This is a genomic window from Gordonia sp. NPDC127522 (assembly GCF_042672305.1).
Lineage (GTDB): Bacteria > Actinomycetota > Actinomycetes > Mycobacteriales > Mycobacteriaceae > Gordonia > Gordonia hongkongensis.
This window is the reverse complement of sequence record NZ_JBHXVK010000001.1, coordinates 174,129-187,728: the sequence shown is the minus strand read 5'-3', so window position 1 is coordinate 187,728 and position 13,600 is coordinate 174,129. Positions and strand designations below refer to the sequence as shown.

The window sequence follows — 13,600 nt, the reverse complement described above, 5'->3', positions numbered from 1 at the left end:
GCGGTTTCGGCACTGTCGCCGCAGCCGGTTACCGCGGCAAACCGAGAATGCGTTCCGCCGCGGCCGTGCGCAGGATCTGAGTAGTGCCGCCCGCGATCGAGAGGCAGCGGTTCTGCAGGACCGCGTCGGACGCCTCGGTCGCCGCCAGACCCGCGACCCCCAGGAGCCGCAGCGCGAGATCGGGTACCGATTGGCGATGTTCGACGCCGATCAACTTGCGCACGCTCGACAACGCACCGGGGTCGAGCCCGGCCAGTTGCCTGGTCGCCGCCCGCGCGTCGAGGACCCGGCCGACGTGGGCGTCGGCGAGCTGGGTGCCGAGCGACGCCGACTCCTCGGCGGTCAGCTCCCGATCCATCGACCGCACCTGCGAGAGCAGCGACTCCATCTCCTTGCCGAGACCGGTACCGCCCATCGCCACCCGCTCGTTCGCGAGGGTGGTGCGGGCCAGCCGCCAGCCGCCGTTGATCTCGCCGACGACACAGTCATCCGGCACGACCACACCGTCGAGGAAGACCTCGTTGAAGTTGGCCCGCCCGGAGAGCTCGCGCAGCGGCCGGATGTCGATGCCGGGCGAACCCATGTCGACGAGGAAGTAGGTGATGCCCTTGTTCTTCGGCGCTTCGGGATCGGTGCGCGCGAGGCAGATCGCCCACTGGGCGTTGTGTGCCTGAGAGGTCCAGATCTTCTGACCGTCCAGGCGCCAGCCGCCGTCGACCCGTTCCGCCCGTGTGCGCAACGCGGCCAGGTCCGAGCCGGCCTCGGGTTCGGAGAACAGCTGGCACCACACGATGTCGCCGGCCAGCGTCGGGGCGACGAACCGCTCGCGCTGCGCGTCGGTGCCGTGTTCCAGGATCGTCGGGATCGCCCAAGCGCCGATCACCAGGTCGGGCCGCTCGATCCCGGCCACCTCGAGCTCGGTGTCGATCAGCAGCTGCATCGCGGCATCCGCCCCCAGACCGTGCGGCGCCGGCCAGTGCGGGGTCAGGTAGCCGGTCTCGGCGAGGAGACGGCGACGATCATCGGGTTCGGCGTCGGCGATCCTCGCGACGGTGGTGCGGACCTCGTCGCGCCGGTCCTCGACCTGCGAGAGATCCAGACGGAAGCGCCGCCGCGCCCCCGCGAGCCCGAGCCGGGCGAGGGTGGCGGCGTGCGACGACGCGTTCGCGAGCGACGCCTGCGCGGCGAGTGCGGCGCGCAGATACAGGTGGGCGTCGTGCTCGAAGGTGAACCCGATGCCGCCGAGGACCTGGACGCAGTCCTTGGTGTTGGCGACCGGGTCGCGGCCCACCACGACGTCCGCCGCCAGCCTACTGATCTGGAGTTGCTCGAGGGCCGGAGCGAGCTCGTCCCCCGCCGCGGCCGCGAGCACGTCGTCGACCGCGCCGGCGACGTCCCACGCGACCGCGGTGACGCGTTCGCTGCGGCACAGCATCTCGGCGCAGATGTGCTTGATCGCCTGGAACGACCCGATCGGCACCCCGAACTGGGTGCGGACCTTCGCGTATTCGACGGCGGTGTCGAGGGCCCACCGGGTGACGCCGCTCTGATAGGCGGCCAGCGTCGCCGACAACAGGCCCGCGACGAACGTCCCGTCACCCAGTTCGACGAGGTCCTCGACGGCGACCCCGGACAGTGTCACATGGCTGACCGACGCGGTTCCGTCGAGCGGGGTCTGCGGCGTGACGTCGGCGACTCCCGCACCCGGCGGGAGGATCCACCAGGACCGTTCCCGATCGTCGGTCCCGAATTCGACCAGCACGGCACAGCCCTCGACGTAGCCGGCGACGAGCCCGAGGTCGAGTTCGCCGTCGGCCAGGACGAGACCCGCCCCGGCGTAGCTCGTCGCGGGCGTCACCACCGGCACCGACCCGGCCAGCACCTCGCCCAGCAGTCCGGCAGACCGGTCGGTGTCGCCCTGCGGCGAATCCGCACGGCGAACCGCCAGCGCGATCGCTGCGGTCACCGTCGGACCGAGCGGGCCGGGGACGAGATCTGCCCCGCACTGCTCGAGCATGGCGGCCACGTCGAGGAAACTCGCGCCGAGACCGTCGGACGCCTCGGGGACCGCTGCGGCGAACACGCCCAGATCGGCGATCTGCGAAAATAGACCGGTCCACTGGTCGCTCGGCTTGTCGAGGTCGGACCGCACGATGTCGGTCACACTGGTGGAGCGCGCCCAGGACGCGATGCTGTCACGGACCGCGATCTGCTCGGAAGACGTGGCGATTGTCACTGGCAATCCCTGTATGTCGAGTTGTGACGAATAATTAGAACCTGTTCTAATATGCCATGGGTGTACTCGGATCGGGTAGCCACCCACGATCCACCCATTGAGACGTTTGATCACGTGAGGATGTTCGAGAGCACATGGCCCGTTCTGCACCCGGCAACGCCGCGGTCGACGCCCCCAACGGGGCTGCGGCGCCGGCCGCCTCGCCCGAAGCCGGCTCCACCGCGCAGCGCGAACGCCGCCGCCGCATCCTCGACGCCACCCTCGCGCTGGCGTCCAAGGGCGGATACGACGCCGTGCAGATGCGCACCGTCGCCGACAAGGCCGACGTCGCCGTCGGGACGCTGTACCGCTACTTCCCGTCGAAGGTCCACCTTCTCGTCACCGCGCTCGCCCGAGAGTTCGAGCGAGTCGAGTCGAAGGTCGATCGTTCGCAGTTGCGCGGCGACACCGCGATCGACCGCCTCCGTCATGTCCTGGACATGATCACCTTCGCCATGCAGCGCGATCCGCTTCTCACCGAGGCGATGACGCGTGCGTTCATGTTCGCCGACGCGTCGGCGACCGCCGAGGTCGACCAGGTCGCCGGGATCATCGACCGGCTCCTCGCCGGAGCGATCGTCGACGACGGCGAACCCACCGAGGAAGATCTCGCGATCGCGCGCGTCCTCTCCGATGTGTGGATGTCGAACCTGGTGCAGTGGCTGACCCGTCGCGCGTCGGCGACCGACGTCACGAACCGGCTCGAACTCACCGTCCGGCTCCTGCTCAAGGATCGCGTCAAGTAATCGGGTTCTCCCCTCGAACGTGACGTCACAACTGGGTGACGAGCACCTTCTCGACTTGGGAGCGCCACTCGAACTCGGCTACCTTTGTTACGTCTGAGAATTCTGTTAACAGAAGGGGCTAGTGGTGCGATCCTCCTGGTTGCGACGACTGTGCGTCGTCGGATGTGCCGTTGCGGTCGCGACCGCCGGATGGGCTCCGGCCGCGCTGGCCGAGCCCACCCCCGATCCCGATCGCGCTCGCATCGACACCGTGGTCCACGACTCCGCCCAGCAGTCGACACTCATCGTGTATTCGGCGGCGATGCGCAAACTCATCCCCGTCAACGTGTTGCGCCCCAAGGACACCACCAAGTCGCGCCCCACGCTCTACCTGCTCAACGGCGCGGGCGGCGGCGAGGACTCCGCAACCTGGGCGGCCAAGACCCAGTACGCGAAGTTCTTCTCCGACAAAGAGGTCAACGTCGTCACGCCGATCGGCGGCGCGTTCTCCTATTACACCGACTGGCAGCACGACGATCCGGTACTCGGCCGCAACAAGTGGACGACGTTCCTCACCAAGGAGCTCCCGCCGCTGGTGGACAAGGAATTCGACACCACCAAGGTCAACGCGATCGCCGGGATCTCGATGGCCGGGACGTCGGTGCTCAACCTCGCGATCGCCGCACCGAAGCTCTACCGGTCGGCCGCCGCCTACAGCGGCTGCGCCCGCACCAGCGACCCGGTCGGACAGGCCTACATCCGGATGGTCGTCGCCGACCGCGGGCAGGGCAACCTGAACAACATGTGGGGACCGGTCAATTCGGCCGGCTGGCGGGACAACGACCCGTACATCCACGCGGACAAGCTGCGCGGCACCAAGGTCTACATGACCAGCGGCACCGGCATGCCCGGACAGTTCGACCGGCTCGAGGCACCGCTGGTCGCCGGCGATCCGCTGACACTGGCCAACCAGATGGTCATCGGCGGCATCATCGAGGCCGCGGTCAACGAGTGCACCAAGCAGATGGTGTCGCGCATGCGGGCGCTCAAGGTGCCGCACGAGGTCACCTTCCGGCCGAGCGGCACCCACTCCTGGGGTTACTGGGAACGCGACCTCGAGACCACCTGGCCGAAGATCGCGGCAGACCTGAGGTGAGCGACGCATCGGACCGCTTGTGGGCCGATGACCTGTCCGTGGGCCAGATCTTCGAGTTCGGCACGCATCACGTCAGCGAAGACGAACTGCTCGACTTCGCCCGCGCATGGGATCCGCAGGACTTCCACGTGGACGAGGCCGTTGCCGAACGAGGCCCCTACCGCGGGCTGATCGCCAGTGGGCTGCACACGATGTCGATCTACCAGAGACTGAACGTCACCGGCGTGCTGACCAATTGGCGGGTGATCGCCGGCAAGCGACTGGGCGACGTGGAGTTCCTGCGTCCCGTCCGCCCCGGCGACACCCTCACCGGATCGACTGTCATCGACGCGATCGAGTTCGACGACCGCAACCGTGCGCTGGTCACCTCGTCGGCCGAGTTGCGCAACACAGAGGGCAAACCGGTGATGCGCACCGTCGTCGAAGCGTATGTGCACGCCCGGCCGGGTCGCGCGACCACTGACGCCTGATCGTCAGCACCGCAACAGCTTTCACAACCCGTCGACTGGGCGCTCGATTTCGTCGACTGGGCACCCGATCCCCGGCTCAGCCGACGCCCGGCACCGGGACCTGCGCGCCGGTGATCGCACTCGAGGCGTCGGAGACCAGGAACGAGATCGTCTGAGCGATCGACTCGGGCGACACCCAGCCCGCCCGCGACGAATCCGGCTGACTAGCGCGGTTGCCCGGGGTGTCGATCACCGACGGCAGAATCGCATTGGCCCGGATGCCGTCGGACTTGTACTCGGCGGCGAGCGCACTGACGAACGCCCACACCGCAGCTTTCGACGTGATGTACCCCGCGGCACCGGAGAAGGGTGCGAACGCCGCCTTCGCCGACACCCCGACGATCGACCCGCCGCCGGCCTCGATCACCTTCGGAACGGCCGCCGCGGACAGCAGATACAGCGGCCGCAGGTTGAGCCGGAGCAGTCGCTCGAACTCGTCGACCGGTGTCGCGTCGACCCGCTCCCCCATCGCGAACCCGCCCACCAGGTTCACCACCGCGGTCACCGGCGCCGACGCGTCGCTCGAGGCGATCGCCACGACCTCGGCGACCGACGCCTCGTCGAAGAGGTCGGCGTGCACACCGACCAACCGGTCCGATTCCGGGAGGCGTGACAACCCGGCTTCGGTGCGCCCGGGCACCACCACGCGCCATCCGTCGTCGAGCAACGTGCGGGTGACCGCCGACCCCAGGCCGCCCGTCCCGCCCGACACGATCACCGTCTGCGTCATCCCGCCGACCCTACTGGAGGCGGGCCCCTGGGTGGCGGCGCACGCGCCTACGATGGTCGTCGATGACCGACGACCGTGTTCCCGAGATCGGAGACGTGCCGCGGGAGCGCGAACCGGGCGGTCGTCGCCCCGACGACGCCGACCGGACGAGCATGTTCGCGTCGTTGCGCATCCCCAACTACCGCCTGTTCTACGCCGGCATGGCCGTCTCGATGACGGGTTCGTGGATGCAGGCAACGGCGCAGGCGTGGCTCGTGCTGACGCTCAGCGGATCGGCGTCCGTCCTGGGACTCATCGTCGCTCTGCAGGCGCTACCGGTTCTGCTCATCGGGCCGTACGCGGGCGTTATCGCCGATCGCGTCGACCGCCGACGCCTGCTCATCGTCCTGCAGTCGATGATGGGGCTGCTGGCCGCGGCGCTCGCCGCCGTCACCCTCACCGGGGTGGTGCAGGTCTGGCACGTCGGCGTGCTGGCGGTGATGCTCGGGCTCGGCCACGCCTTCGAACAGCCGGCGCGACAGGCGTTCATCCATCAGATCGTCGGCAAGGACCTCATCCGCAACGCGGTCACCCTCAACTCGGTCATGGTGAACGCCGCTCGCGCCGTGGGCCCGGCGGTGGCCGGGGTGATCCTGGCCCTCGTCGGTTCCGGTCTGTGCTTCGCGATCAACGCGGTCAGCTTCATCGCCGTGGTCGCGTCGCTGCTTGCGCTCGACTCATCGAAGATCACCGCCGAATCACCGGTTCCGCGCGCCAAAGGCCAGCTGCGCGAGGGTCTTCGATACGTGCGGAGTCGTCCTGTGCTGTGGATCCCGCTCGCCACGATGGCGCTCGTCGGCACCCTGACGTACAACTTCCCGGTCACGCTGCCCGCCGCCGCGGACTTCGTGTTCGACGGCGGGCCGCAAGCCCTCGGTTTCATGACGTCGGCGATGGGAGTGGGTGCGGTCGTCGGCGGACTCGTGGTCGCGGCTCGCGGGAACACCGGACTGCGCCCACTCACGCTGGCGGCCTTCGGCTTCGGGGTCGCCGTCGCGGCGACCGCACTCGCCCCGAACCTCCCGACGGCGATCTGCGCACTCTTCGGGGTCGGCTGGTTGAGTGTCACCTTCATGTCGACGGGCAACGCGACCCTGCAGCTCAATTCCGAACCGCGGATGCGGGGCCGGGTGATGGCGCTGTGGTCGGTGGCGTTCATGGGCTCGACGCCGATCGGTGGTCCGATCGTCGGCGCGATCATCGAGACATTCGGCGCGCGCGTCGGTCTCGCGGTCGGCGCCGTTGCGTGCCTGGGCGCCGGAACACTCGCCTTCCTGGCCGCGCGCCGGAGCGGCGCCGGCGCCTCCTAGACGAGCGGCCGCCCCATCTTGACCCGAAGCCGGACATCGGCCAGCAGGAGCCGGAAACCCAACTGCGACACCCACAGCGGAGTGCGACGCTCTTTCTCCACCAACCGGCCGACGTAGCCGTCGAACCACGCCTGATCCTCGTCGGTCCACTCGACCCGGAGTGCGTCGCGGAACGGCTGCGGCAGATAGCCGATGGTCCGCCGCAGTTTGACCGGACCGTACTTCTCCTGGATGCGTTCCGGCGCGTAACCGAAATTGGCGATGTCGAGGAGGAAGTCCCGGATCTCGTCGCTGATCTCGATGCGCGAGACCTGGTCGTCCCAGTAGGTGGTGAACTCGTCGCGCGTGGCGGGCCACGCCTCGGCCGGCATCTGCAGCGTCGTCCCGCAGACCTTGCCCTGCTGGTAGAACTTCTCGCGATCCGCGCCCTGCAGCGGTCCGTGGACACGCTCGTAGATGTCCTCCCACCCGAAGTAGAGGCACGCCGCGACCCAGAGCTGCAGGTCGGTGTTCATCGCGTTGTACTCCACGGGACTGTTCTCGTCGGAGCGCACCTGCGCGTGCTGGCGGTTGACGGCGTGCCGGTACCGGCGCCGGTCGTCGGCGTTGCCGAGAATCGCGACCGCCAGATACGACGCGGTGGTCCGTGCGCGTTTGACCGGATGTTTGTCGAGCCGCCCGTTCTCGACCTTGCTGTGCGCGACACCGTAGCCGACCGCCGGATTGGCGAGCTGCATGATGACGTTCGTCGTGCTCATCGTCTGCCCCATCGAGAGCAGGGAACGCGCGAAGAAGCTGCTGTCGATGTTGTCCATCTCCACCCGCGACATCCGCTCATCGGATTGCGTCATGACCCCACCAATTCTGATAACGCTTGTTGTCTGATTGCTGTCAGCTTAGCGGGGAGCACGCGGGCCGACAATCCCGGAGCCGAAAGACTCCGCCATACGCCGAACCCCGGCTCACCCGAAGGTGAGCCGGGGCTCGGCGTCGGCGATCCAGCTGTCAGTAGGTGTAGAAACCGCGACCGGTCTTCCGTCCGAGGCGGCCGGCATCGACCATGCGACGCAGCAACGCCGGCGGCGCGTAGTGGGGTTCGGCGAATTCCGCGTACAGCGACTCCGCGGCGGAGAGCGTCACGTCGAGACCGATGGTGTCGAGCAGGGTCAGCGGACCCATCGGATAGCCGCAGCCGCCCTTCATCGCGAGGTCGATGTCCTCGGCCGAAGCGTAACCCGAGTCGAACATCCGGATGGCCTGGCACAGGTACGGGATGAGCAGGGCGTTCACGATGAAGCCGGAACGGTCACCCGCGCGGACCGCGGTCTTGCCGAGGGTGTCGGTGACATATGCGCTCACTGCGTCGGCCGTCTCCGGCGCGGTGGTCAGCGTGGAGATGATCTCGACCAGCGGCATCACCGGCACCGGGTTGAAGAAGTGCACGCCGACAACGCGTTCGGGGGTCTTGGTCGCGGTCGCGACCTTGATGATCGGGATCGACGACGTGTTGGTCGCGAGGATGGTGTCGGCACCGGTCGCCTCGTCGAGGTTCGCGAAGATCTGCCGCTTGAGCTCCTCGACCTCCGGGGCTGCCTCGATCACCAGCTCGCGATCGGCGAGGTCGGCGTAGTCGGTCGTCACCCGCAGACGTCCGAGGGCGGCGTCGGCGTCGTCCTGCGCCAGCTTGTTCTTGCTGACCGCCTTGGCCAGCGACTTCTCCACCCGCGCCCGCGCGGCGTCGGCGAACTCCTGCTTGACCTCCACGATCACGACATCGCTGCCGGCCTTCGCACACACCTCCGCGATGCCCGCCCCCATGGTGCCTCCGCCGATGACGCCGATCTGTTGCACAGTGAACCTCCGAAGTCGAGTGATACGAGACCAAACGGTAGTCGGTCGCCGGATCGGTCATCCGAACGACTCCCGGCACCCCGGGAACATTCGTCCCCGACGTCGCCTCCAAGTACATGAACCGCCCAGAAGCACTCACCCCACTTGGAAGGACATACCCCATGAGCACCGAGATCCCCGCCGACGCCGTTCTCATCGACACCGACGGCGACGGAGCCGTCGACGCCGCACTCACCGACGTCGACGGTGACGGCACCACCGACGCCATCCTCGACACCGACGGCGACGGCCAGGCCGACTCCATCGCCTACGACACCAACGCCGACGGCGAGATCGACATCATCGAAGCCGACACCGACGCCGACGGCTACACCGACATCGCCGTCGCCGACACCGACGGCGACGGCACCTTCGACACCGCCGTCGACGACGAAGGCAACGTCGAGGTCGGCGACTTCGGCAGCATCGACGGCGGCGACGCCGTCTGACGTCCGACGCACCCGCACCCGACACGAGCCGGCCCGGGAACCCCGGGCCGGCTCTGTTCGTCCGTTCGGATTCGACGATTCGCCGATGTCGTCTCGACTCGCCCACTAGGGTGTCTCAGATCACGATCGGGGGATGCGATGATGCCTACTCGGTTCGACGCGCGACACACGGCCCGTTCGGGGGTCCGCCGGCGCCGCCGTCGCCATGCCGTCACCTGCCTCCTGGCCGGCGCGACACTTCTCTCGACGATGCTGGTGGCGGCACCGGCCGGCGCGGCCAACCACTATTTCCCCGACATCTCCGAGGTCGCGGTTCCCCAGGCGGACTGCGGACCGGGCTCGCTCCCCGAACCTGGCCTGCAGGGGGACGTCAGCGCCGAGGACCGCCTGTCCGGACGCAGCATGCGCGGCTACCGATGCAACATCACACGGATCGGCGGTGTCCGCGGCGCCGGCGGCGGGATCGTCTCGGCCAACTTCGAGCACTGCAGCTACACCGGCAGCCTGTTCCCCGGAAACAACTGGGTGAACCCGCCGGGCGTACAGGTCATCGACGCATCCGACCCGAGCGCACCGCGAGTCGTTGGGTCCCTGACGGATCCGGCGATGCGCGGCGGCACGTGGGAGACGCTGAAGGTCAACAAAGAACGCAAGCTCCTGGCCGCCACGTCGGTGCCGTTGCTCTGGGGCGGCGGGTTCTTCGCCGTATACGACATCTCCGACTGCACCCGCCCCAGACTCCTCAACACGGGCCCGGGCACGACGACGCCTTTGCCGTTCACCTCACACGAGGGCGGCTTCTCCCCCGACGGCCGCACCTACTGGGCGTCCGGGGTGTTCCCCGGGCACCTCAGCGCCATCGACATCGCCGATCCCCGGTCGCCCCGCGTGATCTGGCAGGGTCTGCACTCGTTCCTCGGCCACGGGTTCGGCATGTCCCCGGACGGCAACCGGATGTACCTGTCCAACATGGCCGGCGTCACCGTGCTCGACGTCAGCGACATCCAGGAGCGGCGGCCGCACCCGCAGGTCCCCCACACCGCGGCCTATCTCTGGCCCGACGGCCAGCTGAATCAGCACTCCATCCCGATCACCTACCGGGGCCGGCCCCACATCGTCACCGCCGACGAAGCAGGTTCGGGCGGCGTCAAGATCTTCGACGTGACGAGGGTGAACAAGCCCGTCTACACCGCGCAGATCAAACTCGAGATCAATCTCCCCGAGCACCTCGACACCAATCTGCGGTCGTCGACCGGCGGGTCGCTGTTCAGCAGCAACCCGCACTACTGCACGGTCGACCGGGCGACCGATCCCACCGCGCTCGCGTGCGGCTGGGAATCGTCGGGTATCCGGGTCTTCGACATCCGCGACCTCGACCGCATTCGCGAGATCGCCTACTACAACCCGCCGGCCCGCAAGGGCACCACGATCGCAGAGTCACCCAACTCACCGCACGTCGTCGGCTCGCTGATGGGCTTGCCCGCCGTCGAATTCCTCAGCCTCGGAATGTCGATCGCGAACGGCAAGGTCCGGTTGAACGAGATGGTCGGTCCACGTAGCGGGATGGTCGTCGGCGGTGACATGTCGACGGACTGGTGCATGTCCCCACCCGAGTTCCGCGGAAACGAGCTGCGGGTCACCTGTTCCGACGGCGGCTTCCAGGTGTTGCGGTTGAGTCCCGCGGTGTACACGCCACCGCCGGACCAGAACTCCTCGATCGGATGAGCACTTCTCGCCTGGGCGTCCCACTGGTGCGGGCGATGGTCCTCGGCGTGACCGCGGCCCTGCTCGTCACCATGGGTGTCGTCGTCGGGGCGGTGTGGCAGGGACGCGACCACGACTCATCGTCGATGACCTTGTCCGACATCGGCTTCGCGCAGGACATGTCGGCGCACCACGACCAGGCGATCCTCATGTCGCGGACGATCGGTGCGGTGCCCGGAGTCGCGCCGCAGATCCGCGGCGTCGCCGACCGGATCATCCACACGCAGACCGCCGAAACCGCCACGATGCGTGGCTGGTTGCAGTGGTTCGACGAACCGGTGACCGCGCCGGAGCCGATGTCGTGGATGTCCGGCGGGGACCCTCACCACGAAGGCACCCATCACGACGAATCCCCTCCGCCGATGCCCGGCATGGCGAGTATCGACGAGATCGGCCGTCTCTCCACCCTGCCACCCGGCGAGGCGGAGATCTTGTTCCTGCAGTTGATGATCCGGCATCACCGCGGCGGAATGTCGATGGCCCAGGCGGCATACAACGACGAGCGGACCGGTTCCGCGACGAAGGACCTCGCGCTCATGATGATCGGCGACCAGGGCGACGAGATCGGTCTGATGACGATGCTGCTCGCGGAACGCGGCGCCGATCCGTTGCCGACCTGATCGCAGGGGGCAACGGATCGAACGTCTAGTCCGTCTTCGGATGCAGGATGAACATCTCCCACACCTCTTTCTGGTCCGCGGCCCAGGGGTCGTAGACGAACGGCGCGTGCCGTAGGGCCATGCCCGCCTTGCGTGGCGTCCGGTTGGCCTTGAAACCGTTGCAGGACTTGCACGCCGCGACCTGGTTGCCGAAGGTGCTCGGCCCACCCTGCGAGACCGGGACGATGTGGTCCACGGTGTCGGCGGGACCGTCGCAGTAGGCGCAGATCCATTGATCGCGCCGCAGGATCGTCGCGTTCGACGCGTAGGAGTCCATCGTCTTACCCGCGAACGGGCGGTAGGCATCTCGCTTGATCGCCACCACCTTGTGGATCGGCAGGGACAACGTCGGCGAATGGACGACGCGGACCAGCGGCGTGCCCTCGACGTTCCGCGCGACCTCGGTGGTCAACAGAACCGCGGCGCGACGCCAGGTGACTCGCGCCAGGATCTGCAGTCCGGCATTGGTGACGAAGATGGTCATGACAGCTCCTCGATGCGTGGGCGAGTGAAGCGCCGACCACCGAGGTTCATGACCTCAGGAACTGGTGACGCGTGATGTGATCGGTCCCGGCCTACCGTCGGATTCCAGTCCGCACGGACGGTCGGAGGGGGCCGTCCGCCACTCGCCGGCGAAAGCCTTCTCACCCATCCACATCTGCGTCACCTCCTCTCGTTGGTCTGGCCTGCTCTGTCGCCACGATAACCGCGGTCGATGGACGCTGCCACCGTTTATGTCCGGCGTGTTCGGATGTTCACCCAGTTCACACGGGCTGTTTGCAGGAGTTTTTCACCGCGTGCCGGTCCCGCGGGAAAATATCCGGCGCTATCGTCGGCGGATGCCCACCGAGGAGACCGCCGAGACTCCCCCTCCGCAGCCACCCGTGTCGACCCTCGACGCGTTCGCGTCGGTGATGCTGGGACTGGTGCACGCCGTCTTGGCCCTGATCACCATCGCCGCCGCAGGTCTGACGGTCTTCGTCACCGACGCCTGCGCCTACGAAGCGTGCGGGAGTCCGGTCTGGACCGAGGTCGCCATCGGGGTGGGCATCGGGTCGGCCGTGGTGCTGGTGGCGGTGTCGGTGACCCTCGTCGTCCGCCGCGTGCGCCGAGGACTCCCGGCCTGGCCGGCCGCTGCGTGGTGCTGCGCCATCCAGCTGGCGATGATCTTCGTGGTACTCGAGATCGGCATCCAGGCCGGGACCCTCGACTGAGTAATCAGAAGATCTCGGGTAGATCCTCCGACACGGTGTTGGGGTAGGTCGCCGGACGCTTCTCCAGGAACGACATGACACCTTCGTACACGTCACCGGACTGCCCGCGGTAGAAGATCGCCTTCGAGTCGGCGTGGTGGGCATCGAGCGGACTGGGCGCACCGGCCATCCGCCACAACAGCTGTCGGGTCAGCGCCGCCGAGACGGGGGCGCTGTTCGCGGTCATCTCGCGGGCGACGGCGATCGCGGTCTCGAGCACCTGGTCTTTGGGGACCACCTGTTGGATCAGCCCGCGTTCATGGGCTTCGGCGACGGGCACCATCTTCGCGCCGATCGTCCACTGCAGTGCGGTCGGCAACCCGACGAGCCGCGGCAGGAACCAGCTCGACGCGGCTTCGGGCACCAGGCCGCGGGCGGCGAAGACGAACCCGAACTTCGCATCCTCCGAGGCGATCCGGACGTCGGCGGGCAGCGTCATCGTGACGCCGACACCGGCCGACGGACCGTTCACCGCCACCACGATCGGCTTCAGCGAGGCGAACATCCGCAGCGTCAACTTGCCGCCCTCGTCCGCCGGAACCTCGTTTGACTCCACCACCGACGAGGCGTCGAACGTGGACCCGCCCGCCTCGAGATCGGCTCCGGCGCAGAACGCACGGCCGTTGCCTGTGATCACCACCGCCCGCACCGAGTCGTCGGCGTCGGTGTCGTCGAACGCGGCACGCAGTTCCTCCCCCATCTGCATGGTGAAGGCGTTGAGCCGGTCGGGCCGATCGAGCCGGAAGATCGCGATCTCCCCGTCTCGCTCGACGGTGATGGTGGGCTGGTCCTGTCGGGACTTGCGCCCGACCTCTGATGTATCGCTCGTCACAGATCGATG

Annotated in this window: 14 protein-coding genes; 8 read left to right on the top strand and 6 right to left on the bottom strand. The window is 67.9% G+C overall.

The genetic code is table 11. The features are described 5' to 3' along the window. Window positions 1-28: 28 nt before the first annotated feature. Window positions 29-2,236: an acyl-CoA dehydrogenase family protein gene (locus ACFVHY_RS00905; protein WP_390267124.1), complete on the bottom strand. Its 2,208-nt coding sequence runs from the start codon at window positions 2,234-2,236 to the stop codon at window positions 29-31. Between the two features lie 134 nt (window positions 2,237-2,370). Between ACFVHY_RS00905 and kstR the strand changes: the two genes are divergently transcribed. The 3 genes from kstR (at window position 2,371) to ACFVHY_RS00890 (ending at window position 4,626) form a co-directional block, all read left to right on the top strand. Then, window positions 2,371-3,021, top strand: coding sequence for a cholesterol catabolism transcriptional regulator KstR (kstR, locus tag ACFVHY_RS00900; RefSeq protein WP_065629124.1), 651 nt, complete (start codon window positions 2,371-2,373; stop codon window positions 3,019-3,021). Between the two features lie 124 nt (window positions 3,022-3,145). Beyond that, window positions 3,146-4,156, top strand: coding sequence for an alpha/beta hydrolase family protein (locus ACFVHY_RS00895; RefSeq protein ID WP_068970501.1), 1,011 nt, complete (start codon window positions 3,146-3,148; stop codon window positions 4,154-4,156). Next, the gene (locus ACFVHY_RS00890; protein WP_390267120.1) at window positions 4,153-4,626 is read left to right on the top strand and encodes a MaoC/PaaZ C-terminal domain-containing protein; all 474 of its coding nucleotides are present in this window, start codon (window positions 4,153-4,155) and stop codon (window positions 4,624-4,626) included. The genes ACFVHY_RS00895 and ACFVHY_RS00890 overlap by 4 nt, the downstream gene beginning before the upstream one ends. A gap of 76 nt (window positions 4,627-4,702) precedes the next feature. Here ACFVHY_RS00890 and ACFVHY_RS00885 read toward each other — a convergent pair whose 3' ends face one another. Further along, complete coding sequence (locus ACFVHY_RS00885) at window positions 4,703-5,395, bottom strand: SDR family NAD(P)-dependent oxidoreductase (RefSeq protein WP_390267117.1); 693 nt, start codon at window positions 5,393-5,395, stop codon at window positions 4,703-4,705. A 62-nt stretch (window positions 5,396-5,457) separates the two neighbouring features. Between ACFVHY_RS00885 and ACFVHY_RS00880 the strand changes: the two genes are divergently transcribed. Beyond that, complete coding sequence (locus ACFVHY_RS00880) at window positions 5,458-6,744, top strand: MFS transporter (RefSeq protein ID WP_068970480.1); 1,287 nt, start codon at window positions 5,458-5,460, stop codon at window positions 6,742-6,744. On the opposite strand, the gene ACFVHY_RS00875 is transcribed toward ACFVHY_RS00880, so the two are convergent. Both ACFVHY_RS00875 and ACFVHY_RS00870 read right to left on the bottom strand, forming a co-directional pair. Then, the gene (locus ACFVHY_RS00875; protein ID WP_390267114.1) at window positions 6,741-7,595 is read right to left on the bottom strand and encodes an oxygenase MpaB family protein; all 855 of its coding nucleotides are present in this window, start codon (window positions 7,593-7,595) and stop codon (window positions 6,741-6,743) included. The two genes, ACFVHY_RS00880 and ACFVHY_RS00875, sit on opposite strands and share 4 nt — an antisense overlap. 154 nt (window positions 7,596-7,749) lie before the next feature. Next, window positions 7,750-8,595 (bottom strand): 3-hydroxybutyryl-CoA dehydrogenase, encoded by an 846-nt coding sequence (locus ACFVHY_RS00870; protein WP_226512514.1) that lies wholly within the window; start codon window positions 8,593-8,595, stop codon window positions 7,750-7,752. A gap of 161 nt (window positions 8,596-8,756) precedes the next feature. Between ACFVHY_RS00870 and ACFVHY_RS00865 the strand changes: the two genes are divergently transcribed. The 3 genes from ACFVHY_RS00865 (at window position 8,757) to ACFVHY_RS00855 (ending at window position 11,467) form a co-directional block, all read left to right on the top strand. Beyond that, window positions 8,757-9,083 carry a hypothetical protein gene (locus ACFVHY_RS00865; protein ID WP_065629118.1) on the top strand — a complete coding sequence of 109 codons (327 nt, stop codon included), beginning with the start codon at window positions 8,757-8,759 and terminating at the stop codon, window positions 9,081-9,083. 138 nt (window positions 9,084-9,221) lie between these two features. Continuing rightward, window positions 9,222-10,808, top strand: a complete 1,587-nt coding sequence (locus ACFVHY_RS00860; protein WP_390267111.1) for an LVIVD repeat-containing protein — start codon at window positions 9,222-9,224, stop codon at window positions 10,806-10,808. Next, window positions 10,805-11,467 carry a DUF305 domain-containing protein gene (locus ACFVHY_RS00855; protein WP_390267108.1) on the top strand — a complete coding sequence of 221 codons (663 nt, stop codon included), beginning with the start codon at window positions 10,805-10,807 and terminating at the stop codon, window positions 11,465-11,467. The genes ACFVHY_RS00860 and ACFVHY_RS00855 overlap by 4 nt, the downstream gene beginning before the upstream one ends. Window positions 11,468-11,492: 25 nt before the next feature. Here ACFVHY_RS00855 and ACFVHY_RS00850 read toward each other — a convergent pair whose 3' ends face one another. Next, complete coding sequence (locus tag ACFVHY_RS00850) at window positions 11,493-11,990, bottom strand: HNH endonuclease (protein ID WP_058251202.1); 498 nt, start codon at window positions 11,988-11,990, stop codon at window positions 11,493-11,495. A gap of 355 nt (window positions 11,991-12,345) precedes the next feature. On the opposite strand from ACFVHY_RS00850, the gene ACFVHY_RS00845 reads away from it, so the two are divergent. Continuing rightward, window positions 12,346-12,720, top strand: coding sequence for a hypothetical protein (locus ACFVHY_RS00845; protein ID WP_390267105.1), 375 nt, complete (start codon window positions 12,346-12,348; stop codon window positions 12,718-12,720). 4 nt (window positions 12,721-12,724) lie between these two features. On the opposite strand, the gene ACFVHY_RS00840 is transcribed toward ACFVHY_RS00845, so the two are convergent. Further along, window positions 12,725-13,591 (bottom strand): enoyl-CoA hydratase-related protein, encoded by an 867-nt coding sequence (locus tag ACFVHY_RS00840; protein WP_390267102.1) that lies wholly within the window; start codon window positions 13,589-13,591, stop codon window positions 12,725-12,727. Window positions 13,592-13,600 lie beyond the last annotated feature (9 nt).

Bases quoted from the DNA above. Each gene is read 5' to 3' on its own strand.
- ACFVHY_RS00875 (WP_390267114.1), bottom strand. From the start codon at position 7,595: ATGACGCAATCCGATGAGCGGATGTCGCGGGTGGAGATGGACAACATC.
- ACFVHY_RS00865 (WP_065629118.1), top strand. From the start codon at position 8,757: ATGAGCACCGAGATCCCCGCCGACGCCGTTCTCATCGACACCGACGGC.
- ACFVHY_RS00850 (WP_058251202.1), bottom strand. From the start codon at position 11,990: ATGACCATCTTCGTCACCAATGCCGGACTGCAGATCCTGGCGCGAGTC.
- ACFVHY_RS00860 (WP_390267111.1), top strand. From the start codon at position 9,222: ATGATGCCTACTCGGTTCGACGCGCGACACACGGCCCGTTCGGGGGTC.
- ACFVHY_RS00880 (WP_068970480.1), top strand. From the start codon at position 5,458: ATGACCGACGACCGTGTTCCCGAGATCGGAGACGTGCCGCGGGAGCGC.
- ACFVHY_RS00885 (WP_390267117.1), bottom strand. From the start codon at position 5,395: ATGACGCAGACGGTGATCGTGTCGGGCGGGACGGGCGGCCTGGGGTCG.
- ACFVHY_RS00855 (WP_390267108.1), top strand. From the start codon at position 10,805: ATGAGCACTTCTCGCCTGGGCGTCCCACTGGTGCGGGCGATGGTCCTC.
- ACFVHY_RS00845 (WP_390267105.1), top strand. From the start codon at position 12,346: ATGCCCACCGAGGAGACCGCCGAGACTCCCCCTCCGCAGCCACCCGTG.
- kstR (WP_065629124.1), top strand. From the start codon at position 2,371: ATGGCCCGTTCTGCACCCGGCAACGCCGCGGTCGACGCCCCCAACGGG.